Genomic DNA, 20,683 nt, shown 5'->3' with positions numbered 1-20,683 from the left:
CATCGCCCGCCGTTACGTTGTAATCACCTTACTGTTGTTCTTGTCGAGCCTGTGTTTCAACGCCATGTACCTCAGCGGCGACGGTCGCCTGCACGCATTGCAGGCGCTGTTGTATGGTCCTTGGGGGCTGGTGTTCGGCATATTTGGCTGGTTCGCCAATCCCTTGTTGGGGCTGGCAATCCTTGCGCATCGGCGCTGGCGATGGCTATCGCTGGTTCTGGGATTGGGCGCGCTGTACCTGGGGTTGACCAGCTTCGGCATTGACCGGATGCCTGATAATCGCAGCTATAACTTCGTCAACCTGACGCACTTTGCTCCGGGTTTTTACCTGTGGTTGCTGGCGATCTTTGCGTTTTGCCTGGGGCAAGCCTGGTGGTGCCAACAGGCCCGGCGGGGGGCCGTGATACCTGGCTGGCATTGGCTGGAAGGTGTTCTGGTAGTGGTCTTGGGGGTGGTGATCAGCTTCGCTATCGAGGCCCCTAGCCTGCGATTCGAAATGAATCGGGCCCTGGAGCCGCCGCCCTACATCCAACCCCTTGGCCCGGACACCATCTAGCGCGCCGTCGAAGTTCCCCATTGCACCACCAGCATGCCGACTACGATCAGCCCGACCCCAGCCAGACGCAGGCCGTTCACTGGCCGCTGCGTCAAGCCCATCAGGCCCCATTGATCGATCAGCAGGGATGAGACTACTTGACCTGCGATCACGCAGACGATGAACCCGGCAGCGCCCAAACGTGGGGTCAGCATCAGCGCCGCGGTGATGTAGGCGACCCCGGCCACACCGCCAAGCCAGGCCCACCAGGGCGCTTGGGTCAATGCCGCGACCTGCGGCAGTGGCGCGCGCAAGATTAGCAGGGCGGGAATGACCATCAGCACACTGACTGCCAGTGAAACCAGTGTTGCCCACAACGGATGACCGAGCAGGCGGCCCAGGGCGGCATTGCTGCCGGCCTGGAAGGGCACTGCGGCACCCGCCAGCAGGGCGATGGCCAGTGGAAGCAGGGCGGCAGGGGCGAATGACAGGTTCATGGCAAGACTCCGTGAAAATGGTTTGGTAAAGTCTTGGCTATCCATGTGGTTAATGGAAATTCGAATGGTGCACGGGAGTTATTCGCCTGATGGATGATTTGCGGCGTATTGATCTGAATTTGTTGCTCACGCTGCATGCACTGTTGGTCGAACAACACGTATCGCGGGCTGCCTTGCGGTTGCACCGCAGTCAGCCGGCGGTCAGTCATGCACTGGCGCAGTTGCGTGAACTGTTTGCCGATCCGCTGCTGGTACGTCGTGGCGGACGCCTGCAGGCCACCGCCCGTGCTCAGGCCTTGCTCGAGCCGTTGCAGCAAGCCCTGGAGCAGCTTGACGACTTGTTGACCGATCCCGGCTTTGACCCACGTAAGACGCGTCGCAGTTTTCGTCTGGCCATGTCGGATTATGGTGCCCGGGTGGTATTGCCGGGGCTAATGCGTGTGCTGCGCGAAGAGGCGCCGGGGATTGATCTGGTAGTCATTCAGGGTAGCCGCGAGGCGATGCTCGGGCATTTATTCGACGGGGAGGCGGATTTGGCGCTTGGCGTATTTCCCGACATTGCCGCCGAGCTTCGGGTTGAAACCCTGTTTGAAGAGCGCTTTACCTGTATCGCCGATCGCAGTGGCTTGCCGCCTCGCGGCGGGCTCACGCTGGCTGATTGGCTGACGCGACCGCATGTGTTGGTGGCGGTTCGCCCGGGCATCGACAACGAGATTGATCTGGCGCTCACGGCGATCGGCGCCCGTCGCCGTGTCGCTTTAGCATTGCCGCATTGGGCTGCGGCGCAAGAGGTGATTGCCGGTACCGACCTGATTCTTACCGTTGCCCGGCGCAGCCTCGACAGCAGCAAACTCGACCCGTGTCTGCGCCGCTTTGAACCGCCACTGGCGATCAAGGCTTTTGGCTTTCAGCAGGCCTGGCATCAGCGCCGGGAGAGCGAGGCGGGGCATCGCTGGCTGCGCGAGCGAGTGGCTGCGCTCTGTCAGTGATTACACTTGCTTGTGGCCAGCTTTGCTAGTGATGGCATCGACGCGGTGTCAGCTGATACGCGGTGCCTGCATCAGTGTCGGGCCGCGCGAGCCAGCAGGTATTCGCGTACTTCGGCCTGGTCGCCGGAAAACTCGATGCGCCCGGCCTTACTGTCGCGATGGAATGCGTACATCGGGTCGTAATACTCACTGAGCAGACCGCTGATCCAGCCCCGGTGCAGGTCAACCGCGCCACTGCGCTGCTGCTCCTCCAAGGCCTGTTGCAGCAGGCCTGACAGACGTTGGTAACGCTCACCACCCAAGCGCTTGAGGATGTTGTTCATACTCTGGTTCAGGCGTTCGGCAAACAGTGGGAAGCCTTGTTCATCACCATGAAGGGCAACAAACTCGGCGCACAAGTTGATCACGTAGTCGCCGAGGATGCGCTCGACGCGATTGTCGAAGCTGTCTTCCAGCCATACCAGCGGATACTGCTGCATGCCCTGGTACAGTTCCAGGGGCAGTGAGCAGCTGCCGACGATGCGCCCTTCATCTTCAAGGACGAACTGCTCGATACCACGGGCGCGCTTTTTCAGCACATCGATGGCCAGGCGGTTTTCGAAGTCGATTTGCGCGGGTTGACCAGTGGCGCGCTTGCCGAAGCTGGAGCCGCGATGGTTCGCGTGGCCTTCCAGGTCCAGGGCGTTGTCCAGCACCTGCAGTACTTCAGTCTTGCCGGTGCCGGTCAGGCCGCCAATCAAGACGAAATCGCATGCGGTGACTGCGCTTTGAGTGGTCTCAAGCAGGAAGTTACGCATGGCCTTATAGCCGCCAACCACCTTTGGGTACTGGATTCCGGCTTCGTCCTTGAGCCACTGCTGGACGATCTGTGAACGCAGACCGCCGCGAAAGCAGTAGAGGTAGCTTTCAGGATTGGCCCGAGCGAATGCGGCCCAGGCGGCGACACGTTCATCTTTGCTCTGGCCGCTGACCAGTTGATGGCCCAAGGCAATGGCGGCTTGCTGGCCCTGCTGCTTGTAGCAGGTGCCGACCTTTTGCCGCTCAAGGTCGTTCATCAGCGGCAGGTTGATCACATGAGGGAAGGCGCCCTTGGCAAATTCGATCGGGGCGCGCATGTCCATCATGGGTACGTCATGCAGAAACAGGTGGCGATAGTCGGAGCTGTTGTCACGCATTACAGCACCTCAACCGCATGGCTCTGTCGCTCAACCAGCTCGCCGATCGGTGCCAGGTTCAGGCCCAGTTCGGCGGCGACAGCGAGAAATTCGGCTTCACCCTCAGGCACCACTGCAACCAGCAGGCCGCCGCTGGTTTGCGGATCGCACAGCAGGTGTTTCTGCTCGTCGGTCAGTGGAGCGATCTTTTCACCGTAGCTGTCGAAGTTGCGCAAGGTGCCGCCAGGTACACAGCCTTCGGTCAGGTAATGTTCGACACTTGGCAGACGCGGCACGGCGCTGTAGTTCAGACGCGCGCTCAAACCGCTACCGTCGGCCAGTTCCACCAAGTGACCCAGCAGGCCGAAACCGGTAACGTCGGTCATGGCCTTGACGCCTGCCAGCTTGCCGAAGCGGCTGCCAGGCGTGTTGAGGGTGCACATCCAGTCGCGGGCCAGTCCCTTGTCCTGATCACGCAGTTTGGACTTTTTCTCGGCGGTGGTGAGGATGCCGATGCCCAGTGGTTTGGTCAGGTACAGGCGGCAGCCCTGAGTTGCGGTGTCGTTGCGTTTCATGTGGCGCTTTTGCACCACGCCAGTCACCGCCAGGCCAAAGATCGGCTCGGGGGCATCGATGGAGTGGCCGCCAGCCAATGGAATACCCGCCTCGGCGCACACTGCGCGACCGCCGCGAATCACTTCGCGGGCCACTTCCGGGGCCAGCACATTGATCGGCCAGCCGAGAATGGCGATGGCCATCAGTGGGTCACCGCCCATGGCGTAGATATCGCTGATCGCGTTGGTGGCGGCAATGCGGCCGAAGTCGTAGGGGTCATCGACAATCGGCATGAAGAAATCGGTGGTCGAAACCACGCCGCGCTCGTCGTCGAGGGCGTAAACTGCCGCGTCATCGCGCGAGGCATTGCCAACCCAAAGGTTCGGGTCCAGCGCCTGGGTACCGCTTTCGGCGAGAATCACCTCGAGCATCTTCGGAGAGATCTTGCAGCCGCAACCGGCGCCATGGCTGTACTGGGTCAGACGAATCGGCTCGCTCATACGCACCTCGAAAAATCGTGAAGGCCGATTGTAGCAAAGCTGGTCTTTGTGCCGTTGCCTCTTATAATTCTGGGGCCAGCCCTACGCTGGCTCTTTCCCCGCTATTGAACCGGAGAATCCCCATGCTCAAACGTCCCCTGGCGCTGTTCGCCGGCCTCGTGCTGTCTTGCACGTCTTACCTGGCCCAGGCGGCCGATGTTCTGAAGGTCAGTGCCATCCCTGACGAGGCCCCGACCGAACTGCTGCGCAAGTTCAAGCCGCTGGGCGAGTACCTCGAGCAAAAGCTGGGCATGAAGGTCGAGTTCGTACCGGTGTCGGACTATCCGGCTGTGGTCGAGGCATTGGCCACTGACCGTCTGGACATGGCCTGGCTGGGCGGTTTCACCTTTGTGCAAGTGCACCTGAAGAGTCCGACCGCAACGCCGCTGGTGCAGCGTGAGCAAGACGCCAAGTTCACCAGCAAGTTCATCACCGCCAACCCAGAGATCAAGAGCTTGGCCGACCTCAAGGGAAAGACCTTTGCCTTCGGTTCGATTTCGTCTACGTCCGGTAGCCTGATGCCGCGCTACTTCATGCTCAAGGACGACAACATCAAGCCTGAGACCTATTTCAGCCGGGTTGCCTATTCCGGTGCCCATGACGCCACCGCTGCCTGGGTCCAGGCCGGTAAGGTCGATGCTGGTGTGCTCAACGCCAGTGTTTGGGACAAACTGGTAGCTTCGGGCAAGGTCGATACCAACAAGGTCAAGGTGTTCGCCACTACCCCAAGCTACTACGACTACAACTGGACCGTGCGTGGCAGCCTCGACCCGGTGTTGAAAGAGAAGATCAAGCAGGCCTTCCTCGACCTCGATCCAGCCAAACCAGCTGATAAGGCGATCCTTGATCTACAGGCCGCCAGCCGTTTCATCGCCACCAGCCCGGACAACTATAAAGGCATCGAGGAGGCTGCTCGCGCTGCTGAGCTGCTCAAGTGACAATCCAGCTCAAGGGTACGAGTCTGCGTCATGGTCAGGTCCAGGCACTGCATGAGATTGACTTGCGCGTGGAGGCCGGAGAACGCGTAGCAATCATCGGTCCTTCGGGGGCAGGCAAGTCCAGCTTGCTGCAACTGATCGCCAGCGCCTTGGCGCCGACCACCGGCAGCGTCGAGTTGCTTGGTGAGGCGCCGTGGCGGCTGTCAGCGCATGCGCGCCAGCGATTGCGAGCGCGGATCGGACTGATCCATCAGGCACCGCCGCTGCCACCTCGCCAGCGCGTGGTGACTGCGGTGTTAGCCGGGCGCCTGGGGCAGTGGAGTACCCTGCGCGGACTGCTCAACCTGTTGTACCCCTCGGATGTACCTGGGGTACGTGCGGTGCTGTCTGGGCTGGGCATGGCTGACAAGGTCTTCGCCCAATGCGGGCAATTGTCCGGCGGGCAGTTGCAGCGCGTGGGTATTGCCCGGGCGTTGTATCAGCAACCAGCGCTGCTGCTCGCCGATGAACCGGTCTCGGCCATGGATCCGGTGCTGGCCGAACATAGCCTGAAAACCCTCAATCAGCATGCCAGTGAACGCGGTATTACCCTGGTCGCCAGCTTGCACGCGGTGGAGCTGGCGCTCGCGCATTTTCCGCGGGTGATCGGTATTCGCGAAGGGCGGGTCGCGTTTGACCGGCCGGCTAGAGAGGTCACGAGTGAAATGCTCGATGCGCTGTACGCCAACGAACATCTGGCCTCACCGCCGGTGCCATTACCAACGCTGAACGTGCAGATTCCACGATGCTGACGGCTGACAAACGCGACCCGGCCGCGCTACCCAGGCTGCTGCTGAGCCTGCTGGCGATCGCCTTGCTGTGGCCCGGTATTCACTTGAGTGAGCTCAATCCTGGTGTCCTGCTGCAGGCTGAAAACCGCCGCGAGATGGGCAATTTTGTCAGTGCTTTTTGGCCGCCAGCGCATGATCCCGAGTTTCTTGCCTTGCTGTGGCAGGCCACGCTGCAAACGCTGGCGGTGGCCACAGCCGGCATGGCCTTGGCGTTGCTCCTGGCGATTCCGGCCAGCCTATTGGCCAGTCGTGCATTGTCCTTGGGCGCCGCCTCGCGCGGTGGGCGCTTGGGGTTCTGGTCGCGCACGGTGCGCCTGCCGGTGCGCGGGTTACTGATCTTCTTGCGCAGTGTGCCGGAAATTGTCTGGGCCTTGCTGTTCGTCCGCGCTGTGGGCCTGGGGCCGACCGCCGGTGTGCTGGCCATTGCCATCACTTACAGCGGCATGCTCGGCAAGGTGTATGCGGAAATATTCGAGTCGGTGAACCAGCGTCCGGCCCACGCGTTGCTACAGGCCGGTAGCAGCCGTCTGAGTGCATTCTGCTACGGCATTTTACCGGATGCCGCAGCGGAGCTTGTGTCTTACACGGTCTATCGCTGGGAGTGCGCGATCCGTGCTTCGGTGGTGATGGGCTTTGTCGGCGCTGGCGGCCTGGGGCAGCAAATCGACTTGTCGATGCGCATGTTCGCAGGGGCCGAGGTGGCGAGTATGTTGTTGGCCTTCCTGGTGCTTGTGTGGCTGGCCGACCAACTCAGCCGCTTGTTGCGTGGGAGATTGGCATGAGAAGGCTGATCAATGCCGCGTTGGTCCTGGCCTTGCTGGTGGCAGTAGCGGGCTCGTTCGCCTACTTGAGTCTCGACTTGCAGGCACTGTTTGGTGAGGGCGGCCTGGGGCAGATGAGCGCTTATGCGGCACGCTTCCTCGGCCCCGACCTGAGCCCAGAGCATTTGCGGGCAGTCGGCAAAGGCGCCTTGGAGACCCTGGCCATGTCCGGCCTGGGCACACTGCTCGCGATCATCCTCGGTTTGCTGCTGGCCTTGCCGGCCGCCGGGCGTTTTGGTTGGCCGCTGCAGGGCGCCGCGCGGTTGTTGCTCAATGCCCTGCGGGCGATACCGGAGTTGGTTTGGGCCGCACTGACGGTACTGGCTGCGGGCCTGGGACCGAATGCCGGGACCTTGGCGTTGGCCTTGCACACCTCAGGTGTACTGGGCCGACTGTTTGCCGAGGCCTTGGAAAATGCCCCGCCAGAACCGGCCGCAGCCATTCGCCTGCAGGGCGGCAGCCAGGTCACGGCGTTCTGCTTCGGTACTTTGCCTAACCTCTGGCCGCAATTGTTGGCCTATAGCCTGTACCGCTGGGAAAACAACATTCGTATGGCTAGTGTGCTCGGTTTTGTCGGTGCCGGAGGGTTGGGGCAGATGCTCTACACCACCTTGAGCCTGTTCCAGGAAGCCCAGGCCAGCACGGTGATCATGGCCATGCTGGTGCTGGTGTTGCTGGTGGATGCCTTGAGCGATTTGCTCCGCCAGCGATTTGTGCGGGCCTAGCGGATGCCCAGGTAGCGATCCAGCGACCAGCGTCCGCCACCGCGACCGATCACCACCAACAGCAACCCCGCCCAACTCAGGTGAGTAGGCCAGGCATCGGGGTACACGAACACCTGGATCACCAGGGTCATGCCCAGCAGCGCCAAGCCGGCAAAGCGGGTGAACAGGCCGAGCACCAGCAGCAGCGGAAACAGGTGCTCGGCATAGGTGGCCAGATGTGCAGCTAGCCAGGGTGATAGCACAGGCAGCATGTACTCGGTACGAAACAGCTCATAAGTACTGGGGGGGATGCTCAACAACCCTTCGACCTTGGTTCGTCCTGAAAGAAAGAAAATCGCGGCGATACCAAGACGTGCGACTAGCGATAGCAACGAGTCGCTGATCAATCCGTGCAATTGCTCGGCGCAACGCGACCAGCGAGTACTGTCGTCGGCGGGGTGTTTGTGCGGGGTATCACTGAGCGAGTGCATGGTGTGCTCCAATCGAGGCCGTGCTGGCCAGGGGCTGTTCAGGTAAGTACCTCGGCCGCGAGCACGCGGCCGAGCAGGGTAGTGAAGTCCAGTGTCGAATCGAAAGTCAGTACAGTGTGGGCGGCCTCTTCCAGTGATTGACCGGCAGCACAGGCGTCGAGAAAGATGCATTCAGCCTCGCTCAACGATTGCCATAGCACTTGGCCGCCCTGACGGCGCAACAGTAGTCCCTCGCTCACCCAGACAAGGGGTTCGGGCAACGCCAAGGCTTGGCGGTTGCAGTGCCAAATGCTGTAGATCGGTTGCCCGCTGAACCACTGCCAGCGTACGTCGAGTCGCGGCCGCAAGTGTTGCTGGCCAAGGTCTTCGGGGCTGATTTTGGTCATTGCGGCCAGGTCCAGAGCACTGTCTTCAGGCGCAATGTGAACCTCAATCCACAAACGATCAGCGCGTGCCACATCCGCCAGGTAAGGCAGGCTTTGCGCGGGCTTGAAGTGTTCGAGGAACGTTGCGAAGTGTTCACCGTAAAGAATCAAACGCGCATCGCTGGGCGGTGTTTGCGTGGCGTGAACGGCTGCTGCGGCACGAAACCAGTCGCTGCCAACCAATCGTTCGACGGCCGGGAAGTTGGCCTGTAAGGCGTCGACACAACCTTTGAACACCGTGTTGCGATATACCGTGAAACCCGTCTGCTGGGTCAGTGGCAGTAATTTCGCCGACTCCGGATGGCCATACAAGGCGTCAATGAAGGCTGACTGGAACGCGCCTAGTGATGAGTTGTTCATGGCCGGTTCCCGAGGCTTTCGAGCAGGCGCTGGGCGGTGTTGCGCTCAGCCAGCAGCGTTTCGAATGGCGGAAGCTGATCATCACGTTCTACCAACGTCGGGCGCGGCCCGATTCGTTGCAACAGATGCCGATACAGTGCCCAGACTTCAGCGGCGATGGGCGCGTCATGGGAATCGATCAGTAGGTCACTGTTAGCGTCCTGGCTGAATCCAGCCAGGTGTATTTCGCTGATCAGGTGCGCTGGAAACGCGTCCAGATAGGTGTGGGCCTCAAAGCCCATGTTGTGGGCGCTGACGTGAACATTGTTGATGTCCAGCAACATACTACAGCCGGTGCGTTGGGCCAGCTCGCTGAGAAAGTCGATCTCACTGTAGTCGTGACCCTCCAGATGCACGTAGTGGCTGGGGTTCTCGAGGGCCAGTGGACGGGCCAGGATGTCCTGGGCGTAGTGAATGTTGTCGACAATGCGTAACAGCGCTGCCTGGCTACGCGGGAACGGCAGCAGGTCAGGGTGGTACTGGCCTTGCCATGTGGACCAGGCCAGATGCTCCGAAATCAGCTGTGGTTGAACCCGGTTGACCAGGGCCCTGAGCCGATAAAGGTGCTCGGCGTCAGGCAACTGGTCTGCGGCCAGTGACAGTGACACTCCATGCAAGGACAGCGGATGGCGCTCGGCGATGGTCTCCAGCCAGGTGAGCCTGGGGCCTGCGACCATGTAGTTCTCCGGGTGAACTTCGAACCACAATCCAGGGGCTTCACAGGCATTGGCATGTTCGTAATGTTCGGCCTTGAGCCCCAGGCCTGCGCCCAGGCAGACCTCGGCGGGTGGCGTAGAGAAACTGTTCATGGTCGCTTCGCCCTGTGCGGGTAGTTATGAATCAGGACTGTTTTGGCGTCAGCGAACCCATGCCATTGGGGGTCTTGATCGAGGTGCAGGTGCCGGCGGGTACGTTTTTCCAGGCGTTGGCCTGGTAATCCATTTTTGAAGTACCTGCGCAGCTGGTGCCGGCCCCTGCTTTGCAGTCGTTTTTACCGGCCATGGACACGCCGTAACATTTCTCCATGGCAGGCGCCGGGGCGTCGGTGGAGGAGGCAGCAATGGCAGTCCCGGCAATCGATGAGAAAGCGAGGGCAGCAGCGGTAGCGGCGAAAATTTTCATGACGACATACTCCAAAAGGTTGGGGGGCCGGGCAGATTTGCTTACGGCTCGTGAGGTAGTTCGTCGGGATTTGCCGAGGGGTTACAGTGCTGTAGAAATTTTTTGGGCAACTTTGCCTCTGTTCGGTAAACAGCTAATGCCGCTAAGGTTCCAAGCAACGCTGTCTGGCTTCCAGACTCTTTCTTTCAGACCCTGTAACCAGAGCCCAAGATGGATCGAACTACTCAGAGTGAAATGTTGCGCGCGCGTGAGGCGGCGCTACAAGGCTTGCTGGTATCAGGATTGGACGGTGATGCGCAGGCGTATCGGCGGTTTCTGCAGCAACTGAGCGGACACCTGCGTAGCTTTTTGCGCAAACGCCTGTATGCTCGCCCAGATGATCTGGAAGACCTGCTTCAGGAGGTGCTGCTGGCGGTGCACAACGCCCGTCACAGCTATCAGCGCGAACAGCCGCTAACCGCTTGGGTGCAGGCTATTGCCCGCTATAAAATGGCTGACCATCTGCGTGGCCAGGGCCGTCGGCAGGCCTTGAACGATCCACTGGATGGTAGCGATGAATTGTTTGCCCAGGATGAGCAAGAGCCGGCGCAAGCCCAGCGCGACCTGGGTAAACTGTTACAACAATTGCCGGACAAACAGCGTCTTCCGATCATGAGCGTCAAGCTTCAGGGCTTGTCGGTCGAGGAAACCGCTGAACTGACCGGGCTGTCCGGTTCAGCGGTGAAGGTCGGTATACATCGGGGGCTCAAGGCACTCGCCGCGATGATTCGAGGTACATGATGAAAACTGACGACCTGATTTCCTTGCTTGCCACTGGCATCGAGCCGATTGACCGGTGGCAGTTCGCGCGTCGTTTGAGCCTGGCCATGTTGGTCGCCGTGGTGGGGGCGTGCCTGTTGATGGTGGTGGTGTTCGGCGTGCGTACCGACATTGTTGAGGTGGCAACGACCCCGTTGTTCTGGGCCAAACTGGCTTTGCCGGCCACGCTGGTGGTCGCGGCACTGCTGGTGTTCATTCGCCTGGCGCGCCCTGGCTTTGACGTCGGCGTACGCTGGGGCGGCATCGGGATGCCGGTACTCGGCGTTTGGGCGGCAACGCTGCTGGTGCTGAGCGGGGTGCCGGAGGACCAGCAATTGAGCCTGATCTTTGGCCGTACCTGGCGGACCTGTCCGTTCAATATTGTGTTGTTGTCGATACCGGGATTCTTCGCGCTGTTGCGGGTGATGCGTGGGCTTGCCCCGACACGCTTGCGTCTGGCCGGCGGTGTCGCCGGCCTGTTGGCCAGTTCCACGGCGACCTTGGCTTACTGCCTGCATTGCCCGGAGATGGAGGTGCCGTTCTGGGGTGTCTGGTACGTGCTTGGGATGGCCATTCCGACGCTGCTAGGTGCGTTGCTCGGGCCTCGCTGGTTGCGCTGGTGATTTATTGTGAGAGCAACTGTCTTGACTGGCCCCTTGTACAGACCATCTAGCCCGGTGACGGACAAGATTTAGCATTAGCCAATCAACTCCTGACACTGCGCATCACGTTGCATCGACTCCAGATTGCGCTCGATGGTTTCGCAAATGTTGTCCATCTGGATCTGATGCTCGCTTATGCGAAACGGGCTTTGCAGATCCGTACCGATGCGTTCGATGGCCAGCAGCATAAAGCCCACCACCGTCGAGGCCAGCGGGGTGAACCAGCCCAGCGACTCAACCAGGCCGATCGGCACGATCAGGCAGAACAGCGAGATGAACAAACGCGGGAAATACACGTAAGGGTAGGGCAGTGGTGTATTGGCAATACGCTCCATGCCACCTTGGCTGTTGGACAGGTCGACCAGAGTCGACTCCAGCCGTGCCAGGCGGATGCTGTCCAGGCGGCCGGCCTTGTATTCACGTGCCAGCAAGGTTGCCGATCCGGTGAGGATGTCGTTGGCGAAATTGTTCGAGCGACTACGGCGGTCAAATTCCTCGGGCGGGATGAACGCCATCAGCTCATCCGGGCATGGCTCACCGCGCAGATGCGCGGCCAAGCAATTGACATAGGCAACGTGGCGGCGCAACAGCGTTGCCTTGATCGGATTGACGCCATCGCTTTGGTCGTCGATCAGGGTCAGCACCTGGCGGGCGAAACTGCGTGAACTGTTCACCAGCCCACCCCATAAGGTCCGCGCTTCCCACCAGCGGCTATAGGCACTGCTGTTGCGAAAGCTGACCAGTACTACCAGCGCCGAACCGAGCAGGGTCAAGGGCATCAGTGGCAGGGTGAACTTGCTGTTGAAGAACAGCATGAAATCGATGGTCACCAGTACGTCCCAGATCAGTAGCCAGAACAACGACCAGCCGACGTAACCGAGGGTTTTAACGATCAGGCGATATTTGCGGGTGATGACGTCTTTCACAGGTGAACCTCGAACGGCGGATGCACAGGTTCGGACGCCATGGCGCGCTCAAGGTTCGTCGCAGCTCATCGATTCACTGCAACGCCTGCTTCATCTGTATCAATGCCACTCGGGTATTGCCCGGTCCCTGGCGCTCTTCAATGGCGAAGGGCACAAAGCCCAGCTGTGGATACAGCAACAGCCCTGCGGTGTTGTTGTTGAAGCAGGACACCCAGACTTCGCGGGCATTGAATTGCTTGCGCGCCAGGTCGATCATCGCTTGCACCAGATAGCGCGCCACGCCGTGGCCGCGGGCAGCGGGTGCTACTACGACATTGCCCAAGGCACAGATGCCGTTATGTTCAGCTTTGTAGAGATTGGCAAAGGCCAGCACCTTGCCTTCGCCCACCACCACAGATGAGCCAACGCGCTGAGTGATGGCGTCGTTCAATTGTGCTGATGTCAGTGGGTAATTGGCCTTGGGGAACATGTAAAACAGTTCGTCGGGGCCTTGGGGGAAGCGGCAAATGCTGGCGATGTCCTGGGCCTGGACAGGGCGATGAGTCAGCTGCATAAAGTGGCTCGCTCAAGGGGGCGGTGGCAGGAATCCTACACTGCCAGGCGATGTGTGGAGGTACAATCGCCGCCTGTAAACCCGCCACCCGGATACTGCCATGAGTCTTTCTGCCCCCATCGTGCCTGAACGTCGTTTCGGTGTGCCATTGTTCGCCTTGGCACTGCTGCTGATTGGTGCCTTGTTCCTCCAGGCCAATGTCGGCAGCAATCAAGTGTTGCTGCTGATCGTCGGTGCCGCATTAGGTCTGACGTTGTACCACGCCGCCTTTGGTTTCACCTCCGCCTGGCGAGTGTTCATCAACGAGCGCCGTGGCGCCGGGCTGCGGGCGCAGATGGTGATGTTGACCATCGCCGTATTGCTGTTCTTCCCGGCACTGGATGCCGGAACCTTGTTCGGTCAACCGGTTAAAGGACTGGTGGCGCCGGCAGGCGTTTCGGTGGTGTTCGGTGCCTTCATCTTCGGCATCGGCATGCAAATGGGCGGCGGTTGCGCTTCCGGTACCCTGTTTACTGTGGGCGGCGGTAACGCACGGATGCTGGTGACCTTGCTGTTCTTCATCATCGGTTCGGTGACAGCGACTCATCATGTTGACTGGTGGTTCGCTCTGCCGTCATTCCCGGCCACTTCGATTGTCCAGCAATTTGGTCTGCTGCCAGCCTTGCTGGTGAGTCTGGTTGTATTCGCGCTGATTGCTTGGCTAACCGTGCTGTTGGAGCGTCGTCGACATGGTCTGCTCGAAACCGCTCCGCGCAGCGAACGCCAAGGGTTTCGACGCTTTCTGCGAGGGCCTTGGCCGTTGCTCTGGGGCGCTGTAGCCCTGGCCTTGCTCAACTACGTGACCCTGGCCTTGGCTGGGCGCCCGTGGGGGATCACCTCGGCGTTTGCCTTGTGGGGCGCGAAAACCCTCGGTGGCCTGGGTGTAGAGGTAGGTAGCTGGGCGTTCTGGCAGGTGCCGGCTAACGCTAAGGCGCTGGCCTCACCGCTGTGGGAGGATGTCACCACGGTGATGGATATCGGTATTGTCCTCGGTGCGTTACTGGCTGCCGGCTTGGCCGGTCGCTTTGCCCCCAATCTGAACATCCCTACGCGCTCGCTGGTGGCTGCAGTGATCGGCGGTCTGCTGCTGGGTTACGGTTCGCGCCTGGCCTACGGTTGCAACATCGGTGCGTACTTTAGCGGCATCGCCTCAGGAAGCCTGCATGGCTGGTTGTGGTTGATCGCCGCCTATGCCGGCAACGTGATCGGGGTGCGCATTCGGCCGTTTTTTTTTGAAGGCGAACGCCGCCCGGCAGCCCTGAATGGGTGTTGAGTTGTGATGAGTACTGGCCTTGAGCACGCTCAGGCCAGGTCTCAATGGACCTTGAAAAGTTTCCAGATTCAACTGCACGTTGAGCAACAGTGATAGTGCAAGGGCCGGGCTTCGGTACCCCCGTCAGACAAGGAGTCATGACTATGCATATCAAAACGCTGATGTTAGTTGGCTTGATCAGTTCGAGTGTTTCCTCCGCCTACGCCTCAACCCTACCTGAGCGAGTGAAGTGGCTTGAGCATGCGACTGCCACTTGTGCTGACAAAGCCCTTGATCCTGGTCAGACCAGTGGCGTGCTTTGCGAGGTTTCCGCCGTCGCCAGGGTGGGCGACACACTCATACTTGCCAATGACAAAATGCTCCCGGGAAATTCACGCTCTCCAATCTTCACGCGGGCTCTGGAAAACAACCGAATTGTTGACGCTATTCCCGAGTACCTGAATGCTCCAGTCCTCAAGCAGGCGCAGCAATTCGAAGCGTTAACCACAACGCTGGATGGCCGTTACGTCATCGCCAGTACTGCGTTCAGCAGGGTGGGTACTGACAGTGATGCCGGGTTCGATAATTACAACACTATTGTTTACTGGCCTGCAGATGCCCCAGGACGCGTTGATATTGCCTCACTCTCAGTGCGCCAGGGTGTTGCCAGCTCAGTGGCCTTACGCGAGCAGATGTCGCAAGCATTGGGTGCAGAATTTTTTCAGGTAGAAGGCCTGTCCGTCGCGCCGGGTAACCGTTTACTGGTCGGTATTCGCAAACAAGGAGCAAACCGTAAGGAAGCCCGCGAAGTTTTTCGGATATTGGCGACCACGTTCTCCTTGGATAACGGTGTGCTGCAGTTTACGTCACCGTTCAAGCTGATCTTCGAGTTCGTGCCACACCACACTCAGCAAGTACCCCAGGATCTAGGTCTGTCGTCTATTGAATTTGATCGTTACAACCAAGACCGCCTCTATGCATTGACCAGTTTTGAAGATGAAGAAAACATCAGTGGCTACCTCTGGTCGATACCCTTGAGAGGGTTGCTTGAAGGCGACAGCTTGTCGCCGCAACTGGTGCGCACGGAAGATGGTCTGCCGGTGAAGTTTGTCAATAAACCGGAAGGGCTGGAAGTGCTAGATCAGGCACACTTGCTGATCGTACATGATGATGACCGGATGCAGATTGACTCCTCATCCTGCGGGATTGCCAGTGGGCCGAACGAATTTGCCTATACGGTGGTAGGTTTTTGACTTTCGCTCCGCTGCAGCGTCATGAGCAATGCTGGCCCAGGACAGACCTGGGCCAGCATCAAGCGCTATTGAGATAAACCCAGGCTTACGTCATCAACAATCGCCTTGGCCATTTCGCCGAGAAGATGCGCGGCCCACACCAGGCTCTGGTCTTCATCCGTGGCACCCATTGCGGTCAACCTGTTCACGCAGGCCATGAGCAACGAGGCCTGCTCTAGTGCGTGCTCAGCGGGAATGCCCGGGTTGATGCGAAACAGCTGATGATGGGCGAAGGCAACTGCGCCAGCGGTTTTCCAGGTCATGAAGTGATCCCCGCAATCAACCACTTCTCTGAATGCAAGCCAACGCCAGCTCGACGCGTCTTCGCGCTGCCTCTATTTCATGCACCGCTGTACGCACAAGTATTTGCCCGTGCGCATCAGGGTGAAGCAACGCCGCTTGCTGGCTTACGATCAGGGCGCAGCTCAGATGCTCTGAGGCATAGACCAGGGTGTCTTCAAGGAAATGAGGGGAATCGGTGGGAAGCAGCGGGGGATCGGGAACGATTTTCAGCATGGTCAACTCCTAAGCCAGTGGAGCTGCCACTTACCGCTGTCAAACGAATGGGTGGCAGCCGTACGCGGGTTGACAGACCAGGGACTTAGGAACCCGGCGCACACGAGTGTGCCCCACGTACAGCTGCCATAGCGACAGTTGTAGCGCCTAAGTATGAAGCGGTCTGTCAAAACCGGTCGTTGAATTGGCAACGACCGCCCAAGACTAGGCAGCTACCGAAGCGGGCGCAACAGCTGCAATGCCCGCGGATTATGCTTGGGAAAAGGACTACACGAAATAGCGAAGTAGCTGACACCATCAACCTTTTCCCTAATGCCTACTTCAACTCGCTGAGATACTTCAGCCCGCGAACATGAGCTGGATCGGGCTGAAGAGCTGTGTGACGGTTTACTGAACCGTGGAGCTGACTCGCGCCGGTTGCCCGTGCTGGCGGGTCAGCACAATGCCGAGCAATGAGATGATCAGCGCCAGGCCGATGGTGGTCGTCACCTCGGCCCGGTGTTCGGGCGTCACCAGCATGACCCCGAGCGCGGCGACGATGAAGGCAATCACCGCGTAGGTAAGCCAGGGGAACAGCCACATACGAAAGTTGAGTTGAACGTTTTGCCGCAGCAGCCTCTTGCGCATGCGCAACTGCGAGATCGCAATGACCAGGTACACCAGCAAAGCAATGGCGCCTGAGCTGGCCAGCAAGAATTGAAACAGGCTCGGCGGAGCGAAATAACTGACGACGGTGATCACCGCACCCAACACGGTGCTGGCGAAAACGGCCGCCCTGGGCACCCCCGCTTTAGAGGTGACCTTGATCTGCCGGGGCGCCTCGCCGCGCTTGCCCAGGGAATAGAGCATGCGTGAAGCGATGTAGATCGACGAGTTCATGCAACTGGCCACGGCAACCAGCACCACCACATCCATCATGAACTTGGCGTGGGGGATGTTCATCAGCTCCAGCGCTCGCTGGTATGACCCCACCGAAGCCAGTTGCGGATCATTCCAGGGCACGATGGAAATAATCACCGCGATCGACAGCAGATAGAACACGCCGATTCGCCAGATCACCGAGCGGGTGGCCTTGGCAATATTCTTCGCCGGGCTTTGCGACTCGGCGGCGGCGATGGTTACGGCCTCAATACCGATAAAACTGAACATCACCGTAATGAACGCTCCAACCACTGCCGAGGCGCCATTGGGCGCGAAACCGCCGTGTTCAGCGAGCAGGTGACTGAAGCCGCTGACTTCCCGGTCCGGCACCCAACCGACCAACACCGCAGCACCGAGGCCGATGAAGGCGATGATTGCCAGCACCTTGAACAGGGCGAACCAGAATTCGAATTCGCCGTACTTGGCGACACTGAACAGATTGGTTGCTGCCAAGGCAATGATCGACAGCAGGGCAAACAACCAGGCCTCGACCTGAGGAAACCAGGTATTGAGGACATGCCCGGCGGCCAGGGCCTCGATAGGAATGACCAGTACCCAGAACCACCAGTACATCCAGCCAATGGTAAACCCGGCCCACGGCCCGATGGCCTGATCGGCGTAAGTGGAAAACGATCCGGTGTCCGGGTTAGCGACGGCCATCTCGCCGAGCATGCGCATTACCAGAATGACCAGCAGGCCAGACAAGAAATAGGCCAGTATCGCGGCGGGACCGGCGGCGGCAATCGCATGCCCGGAGCCGACGAACAGCCCGGCTCCGATGATGCCGGCAATTGAAAGCATAGTGACGTGGCGAGGCTTGAAGCCCTGCGCCAACTGACCTTTCGAATCCTCGGAGCCCAGGCTGATCATTGTGCTTATTCTCGTTGTATTTGATCTTGGGACGCGTGACTGAATGCACGGTTGAAAAAGGCCAAGTCACATTACCTAGGTGCATTAGCGCGTGGGTTTGTCGATTGCGCCGTGCTTGAGTCCGATTGCGCCATTGGCCAGAGCAAGTTGCGGGGAGGTTTTGTGTATAATCCCGCCGCCATCACTATGATGGCGCTTCATAAATTAAAGGATTTTTGTATGAAAAAGCTGTTCAAAGTAGCCGTCGCTACTGCCATGGTTTCTGGTGTTGCCCTGCTGTCCGGCTGCACTGGTCAGGTATATAACCAGCAAAAGAATTGCTCGTATGACTACCTGTTCCACCCTTCGGTTTCTATCTCTAAAGTTATTGGCGGCTGCGGTCCTATCGATAAACTGCCTCAGCCGCAGTGATTTTAGCGACGCGCTGATTAGTCCGATTTCGGCTTAATCGAGACCCCCTGCTACCGATGGTGCAGGGGGTTTTTATTGGGCGGTTGGATGAGCTCGTGGCTCGGCAGCGGTTACGACAAGTAGTGCTGCCTTGTCTGTTTTTGTGGGAGAGGGGCCTGGGTGTGGCTGAGTACCCTGGAAATGGAACCCTGCGTGTTAAGTCAGCCTCCATTGCTAAGGTGGGTCGCTTCGGTCCCATGACAGGCAATGGAGTCTTCACATGAAAGTATTCTGGTTCACCACGTTATTGATCGCGTCCGCTGCCGCTCAGGCGCAGACAGTCGAAATGGCCTTGATGAAAGCCGACGGCAGCGCCAAGCCCATCGGCACCATCAGCCTTGAGCAAAATCGCTACGGCACTTTGTTGACCCCGAACCTGCGCGACCTGCCAGCCGGTGTGCATGGCTTCCACCTGCATGAAAAGCCTTCCTGCGCCGCGGCGATGGTTGAAGGCACGAACACGCCGGCTGGCGCTGCGGGTGGGCATTGGGATCCGGGCAGCAGCAAGCTTCACAAGGGGCCTTATGATGACAGTGGACACCAAGGCGATCTGCCGGCGCTTTACGTCAGTGACAAGGGTACGGCGACCTATCCGGTCCTGGCACCTCGTCTGAACATTGAGGACTTCAAGGGGCATGCACTGATGGTACATGCCGGGGGCGACAATCATAGTGATCACCCGCAGACGTTGGGTGGAGGTGGGGCGAGAATTGCGTGTGGGGTGGTGAAGTAAGTCGCGGCTACAGAAAAGCTGACATTGAAGTCGGCTTTTCTGTGCGTTGGGTTTGATGCGTCGCTGCCGGGGTAGGGGTTGTCATCAAGTCATGTTCTCTTTGGCATCGAGTGAGCGCATCCGCTCTAAAAGGTCTTTGTGTTGCGGAATGTTATTAATTAGAATCAATCTCATTTGAGTTCTAATTTCGCGCAGGGTCCTTTGTCATGATTGAAGCGGCGACGCCACCGGAGCACAGCCTGCACGCGCTATACCGTGACCACCGAAGCTGGCTGGAGAGTTGGCTGCGTCGGCGCATGGGCAATGCGTGGGATGCGGCCGATCTGAGTCAGGACACCTTTTTGCGGGTGCTCGGCAGTTCGCAGTCAATCGTGGAAATGCGTGAACCCCGTGCATATTTGCTGACCGTCGGCAAACGCCTGCTGAGCAACTTCTACACCCGTCGCAGCCTTGAACAGGCCTACCTGGACGCCCTGGCGAACCTGCCTGAAGAATACGTGCCGTCGCCGGAGCAGCGCTGGGTCCTGCTGGAAACCCTGCAAGCAATGGACGAATTGCTCGATGGTCTGGCGCCGACCGTGCGCCGTGCGTTCCTGTTGAGTCAGCTCGAAGGCTTAGGCTACCGGGAAATTGCCGAACGCTTGAAAGTGTCCGAACGCACTATTAAGCGCTACATGGCCCAGGCGTATGAGCATTGCCTGTTGCTGGATCTGTGATGCGTACCGCACCGTCCAATGAAGCCCGTGAAGTCGCGCGTGCTGCGGCGCAGTGGCTGACGCTGCTGGAATCCGGTGATGCGACCGCAGACGATCACGTCCGCCTGCACAACTGGCGCATCAGTCACAGCAGCCACGAAAACGCATGGCAAAAGGCGCAATTGTTACGCCAGCGCTTCAGCGCCATGCCTTCGGCGTTGGCGATGGCCACCTTGGATCGTCCGGATCCCGCACGCCGCGCTGCGCTCAAGCAGGCGCTCGGGGTGGTGGCATTGGTTCCGGCCGCCTGGTTGATCAGCCGTCAGTTGCCGCTGGATATGTGGCGCGCCGATCTGCGCACCAGCACTGGCGAACTCAAGCAGTTGCCGTTGGCCGATGGCAGCTCGTTGCAGCTCAATACCGACAGCGCGGTGAATGTTGACCTCGCGGCCCGCCTGGTAACACTGGTACGCGGCGAAATTGCGCTGAAGGTGCCGGGTAGTGCGCCTTTGACGATCCAGGCCCCTTACGGTCGCATCATCGTCAGCCGCAGCGAAGTCTGCGTGCGCCTGAGCGAGCGTGATTGCCGGGTTTCGGTGGTCAGCGGTTCGGTGCAGCTCAAACCCTCGCAAGGCCCGGCGATAACCTTGCGAGCTGGGCAGCAGCTCAGTCTGCACGCCAGTGGTGCGGGGCCGGTGGCGGTGTTCGATGTATTGCTTCCCGACTGGCGCAGTGGCGTGCTGATGGCACAAAACCAGCCGTTGGGCGATTTCTTGCGCGAGTTGAGCCGTTATCGTTCCGGTCTGCTGCGTTGGGATCCGGCGCTGGAAGCGTTGCGCATTACCGGCAGCTTCCGCCTCGACAATACTGATCGAGTGCTTTCGTTGCTGGCCGCGAGCCTGCCGCTGGAGGTGCAGTCACGCACCCGATTCTGGGTAACGCTGGTTCCTCGTAAAAATACTGCCTGAAGCCTGTCC

General features: G+C 59.5%; 26 protein-coding genes. 14 read left to right on the top strand and 12 right to left on the bottom strand.

Annotated elements, in window-relative coordinates; genetic code table 11:
* Position 1: 1 nt before the first annotated feature.
* On the top strand, positions 2–556 hold the full coding sequence (locus ACQRAX_RS17370; RefSeq protein ID WP_412038794.1) for a hypothetical protein: 555 nt from the start codon (positions 2–4) through the stop codon (positions 554–556).
* Here ACQRAX_RS17370 and ACQRAX_RS17365 read toward each other — a convergent pair.
* On the bottom strand, positions 553–1,032 hold the full coding sequence (locus ACQRAX_RS17365; RefSeq protein WP_412038638.1) for a DMT family transporter: 480 nt from the start codon (positions 1,030–1,032) through the stop codon (positions 553–555). The two genes, ACQRAX_RS17370 and ACQRAX_RS17365, sit on opposite strands and share 4 nt — an antisense overlap.
* An 89-nt stretch (positions 1,033–1,121) precedes the next feature.
* On the opposite strand from ACQRAX_RS17365, the gene ACQRAX_RS17360 reads away from it, so the two are divergent.
* Positions 1,122–2,021 carry a LysR family transcriptional regulator gene (locus ACQRAX_RS17360; protein WP_412038639.1) on the top strand — a complete coding sequence of 300 codons (900 nt, stop codon included), beginning with the start codon at positions 1,122–1,124 and terminating at the stop codon, positions 2,019–2,021.
* Positions 2,022–2,092: 71 nt separating this feature from the next.
* Here ACQRAX_RS17360 and mnmH read toward each other — a convergent pair whose 3' ends face one another.
* Positions 2,093–3,196, bottom strand: a complete 1,104-nt coding sequence (mnmH, locus tag ACQRAX_RS17355; protein WP_412038640.1) for a tRNA 2-selenouridine(34) synthase MnmH — start codon at positions 3,194–3,196, stop codon at positions 2,093–2,095.
* Positions 3,196–4,230, bottom strand: a complete 1,035-nt coding sequence (gene selD / locus ACQRAX_RS17350) for a selenide, water dikinase SelD (protein ID WP_412038641.1) — start codon at positions 4,228–4,230, stop codon at positions 3,196–3,198. The genes mnmH and selD overlap by 1 nt, the downstream gene beginning before the upstream one ends.
* A 122-nt stretch (positions 4,231–4,352) precedes the next feature.
* Between selD and ACQRAX_RS17345 the strand changes: the two genes are divergently transcribed.
* From ACQRAX_RS17345 to phnE, 4 genes are read left to right on the top strand one after another with little or no spacing between them, the layout of a single operon-like run.
* Positions 4,353–5,207 (top strand): putative selenate ABC transporter substrate-binding protein, encoded by an 855-nt coding sequence (locus tag ACQRAX_RS17345; RefSeq protein WP_412038642.1) that lies wholly within the window; start codon positions 4,353–4,355, stop codon positions 5,205–5,207.
* Complete coding sequence (locus ACQRAX_RS17340) at positions 5,204–5,998, top strand: phosphonate ABC transporter ATP-binding protein (RefSeq protein WP_412038643.1); 795 nt, start codon at positions 5,204–5,206, stop codon at positions 5,996–5,998. The genes ACQRAX_RS17345 and ACQRAX_RS17340 overlap by 4 nt, the downstream gene beginning before the upstream one ends.
* On the top strand, positions 5,992–6,819 hold the full coding sequence (locus ACQRAX_RS17335; protein WP_412038644.1) for a PhnE/PtxC family ABC transporter permease: 828 nt from the start codon (positions 5,992–5,994) through the stop codon (positions 6,817–6,819). The genes ACQRAX_RS17340 and ACQRAX_RS17335 overlap by 7 nt, the downstream gene beginning before the upstream one ends.
* A complete protein-coding gene (phnE, locus tag ACQRAX_RS17330; RefSeq protein WP_412038645.1) occupies positions 6,816–7,583 on the top strand; it encodes a phosphonate ABC transporter, permease protein PhnE in 768 nt (255 codons plus the stop codon). The genes ACQRAX_RS17335 and phnE overlap by 4 nt, the downstream gene beginning before the upstream one ends.
* On the opposite strand, the gene ACQRAX_RS17325 is transcribed toward phnE, so the two are convergent.
* The 4 genes from ACQRAX_RS17325 to ACQRAX_RS17310 are packed head-to-tail and all read right to left on the bottom strand — an operon-like array spanning position 7,580 to position 9,999.
* The gene (locus tag ACQRAX_RS17325; RefSeq protein WP_412038646.1) at positions 7,580–8,053 is read right to left on the bottom strand and encodes a DoxX family protein; all 474 of its coding nucleotides are present in this window, start codon (positions 8,051–8,053) and stop codon (positions 7,580–7,582) included. The genes phnE and ACQRAX_RS17325 overlap by 4 nt on opposite strands.
* Positions 8,054–8,091: 38 nt before the next feature.
* Positions 8,092–8,838 (bottom strand): HvfC/BufC family peptide modification chaperone, encoded by a 747-nt coding sequence (locus tag ACQRAX_RS17320; RefSeq protein ID WP_412038647.1) that lies wholly within the window; start codon positions 8,836–8,838, stop codon positions 8,092–8,094.
* Positions 8,835–9,686, bottom strand: a complete 852-nt coding sequence (locus tag ACQRAX_RS17315; protein ID WP_412038648.1) for a DUF692 domain-containing protein — start codon at positions 9,684–9,686, stop codon at positions 8,835–8,837. The genes ACQRAX_RS17320 and ACQRAX_RS17315 overlap by 4 nt, the downstream gene beginning before the upstream one ends.
* A gap of 31 nt (positions 9,687–9,717) precedes the next feature.
* Positions 9,718–9,999, bottom strand: a complete 282-nt coding sequence (locus tag ACQRAX_RS17310) for a BufA1 family periplasmic bufferin-type metallophore (RefSeq protein WP_412038649.1) — start codon at positions 9,997–9,999, stop codon at positions 9,718–9,720.
* Between the two features lie 210 nt (positions 10,000–10,209).
* On the opposite strand from ACQRAX_RS17310, the gene ACQRAX_RS17305 reads away from it, so the two are divergent.
* Both ACQRAX_RS17305 and ACQRAX_RS17300 read left to right on the top strand, forming a co-directional pair.
* Positions 10,210–10,779 carry a sigma-70 family RNA polymerase sigma factor gene (locus tag ACQRAX_RS17305; protein ID WP_412038650.1) on the top strand — a complete coding sequence of 190 codons (570 nt, stop codon included), beginning with the start codon at positions 10,210–10,212 and terminating at the stop codon, positions 10,777–10,779.
* Complete coding sequence (locus tag ACQRAX_RS17300; RefSeq protein WP_412038651.1) at positions 10,779–11,420, top strand: DUF1109 domain-containing protein; 642 nt, start codon at positions 10,779–10,781, stop codon at positions 11,418–11,420. Before ACQRAX_RS17305 ends, ACQRAX_RS17300 begins: the two co-directional genes overlap by 1 nt.
* Before the next feature lie 74 nt (positions 11,421–11,494).
* On the opposite strand, the gene ACQRAX_RS17295 is transcribed toward ACQRAX_RS17300, so the two are convergent.
* Together ACQRAX_RS17295 and ACQRAX_RS17290 are read right to left on the bottom strand one after the other, a co-directional pair.
* Complete coding sequence (locus tag ACQRAX_RS17295) at positions 11,495–12,385, bottom strand: bestrophin family protein (protein ID WP_412038652.1); 891 nt, start codon at positions 12,383–12,385, stop codon at positions 11,495–11,497.
* A 73-nt stretch (positions 12,386–12,458) separates the two neighbouring features.
* Positions 12,459–12,938, bottom strand: coding sequence for a GNAT family N-acetyltransferase (locus tag ACQRAX_RS17290; protein ID WP_412038653.1), 480 nt, complete (start codon positions 12,936–12,938; stop codon positions 12,459–12,461).
* 100 nt (positions 12,939–13,038) lie between these two features.
* Between ACQRAX_RS17290 and ACQRAX_RS17285 the strand changes: the two genes are divergently transcribed.
* Both ACQRAX_RS17285 and ACQRAX_RS17280 read left to right on the top strand, forming a co-directional pair.
* Positions 13,039–14,250, top strand: a complete 1,212-nt coding sequence (locus ACQRAX_RS17285) for a YeeE/YedE family protein (RefSeq protein WP_412038654.1) — start codon at positions 13,039–13,041, stop codon at positions 14,248–14,250.
* Positions 14,251–14,393: 143 nt separating this feature from the next.
* On the top strand, positions 14,394–15,482 hold the full coding sequence (locus ACQRAX_RS17280; protein ID WP_412038655.1) for a hypothetical protein: 1,089 nt from the start codon (positions 14,394–14,396) through the stop codon (positions 15,480–15,482).
* A gap of 65 nt (positions 15,483–15,547) precedes the next feature.
* On the opposite strand, the gene ACQRAX_RS17275 is transcribed toward ACQRAX_RS17280, so the two are convergent.
* The 3 genes from ACQRAX_RS17275 to gabP all read right to left on the bottom strand — a co-directional run bounded on the left by ACQRAX_RS17275 (position 15,548) and on the right by gabP (position 17,828).
* Positions 15,548–15,784, bottom strand: a complete 237-nt coding sequence (locus ACQRAX_RS17275) for a DUF3077 domain-containing protein (protein WP_412038656.1) — start codon at positions 15,782–15,784, stop codon at positions 15,548–15,550.
* A gap of 16 nt (positions 15,785–15,800) precedes the next feature.
* A complete protein-coding gene (locus ACQRAX_RS17270; RefSeq protein WP_412038657.1) occupies positions 15,801–16,037 on the bottom strand; it encodes a hypothetical protein in 237 nt (78 codons plus the stop codon).
* 387 nt (positions 16,038–16,424) lie between these two features.
* Complete coding sequence (gabP, locus tag ACQRAX_RS17265) at positions 16,425–17,828, bottom strand: GABA permease (protein ID WP_412038658.1); 1,404 nt, start codon at positions 17,826–17,828, stop codon at positions 16,425–16,427.
* Between the two features lie 219 nt (positions 17,829–18,047).
* On the opposite strand from gabP, the gene ACQRAX_RS17260 reads away from it, so the two are divergent.
* The 4 genes from ACQRAX_RS17260 to ACQRAX_RS17245 all read left to right on the top strand — a co-directional run bounded on the left by ACQRAX_RS17260 (position 18,048) and on the right by ACQRAX_RS17245 (position 20,674).
* Positions 18,048–18,239, top strand: a complete 192-nt coding sequence (locus ACQRAX_RS17260) for a YhfL family protein (protein WP_045184564.1) — start codon at positions 18,048–18,050, stop codon at positions 18,237–18,239.
* A 259-nt stretch (positions 18,240–18,498) separates the two neighbouring features.
* On the top strand, positions 18,499–19,011 hold the full coding sequence (sodC, locus tag ACQRAX_RS17255; RefSeq protein ID WP_412038659.1) for a superoxide dismutase [Cu-Zn] SodC: 513 nt from the start codon (positions 18,499–18,501) through the stop codon (positions 19,009–19,011).
* A gap of 206 nt (positions 19,012–19,217) precedes the next feature.
* Positions 19,218–19,727 (top strand): sigma-70 family RNA polymerase sigma factor, encoded by a 510-nt coding sequence (locus ACQRAX_RS17250; RefSeq protein ID WP_412038660.1) that lies wholly within the window; start codon positions 19,218–19,220, stop codon positions 19,725–19,727.
* Positions 19,724–20,674, top strand: a complete 951-nt coding sequence (locus ACQRAX_RS17245; RefSeq protein WP_412038661.1) for a FecR domain-containing protein — start codon at positions 19,724–19,726, stop codon at positions 20,672–20,674. The genes ACQRAX_RS17250 and ACQRAX_RS17245 overlap by 4 nt, the downstream gene beginning before the upstream one ends.
* Positions 20,675–20,683: the final 9 nt, after the last annotated feature.

This window comes from Pseudomonas sp. UM16, from assembly GCF_050312595.1.
GTDB lineage: Bacteria > Pseudomonadota > Gammaproteobacteria > Pseudomonadales > Pseudomonadaceae > Aquipseudomonas.
This window is presented reverse-complemented; position numbering and strand designations above follow the sequence as displayed.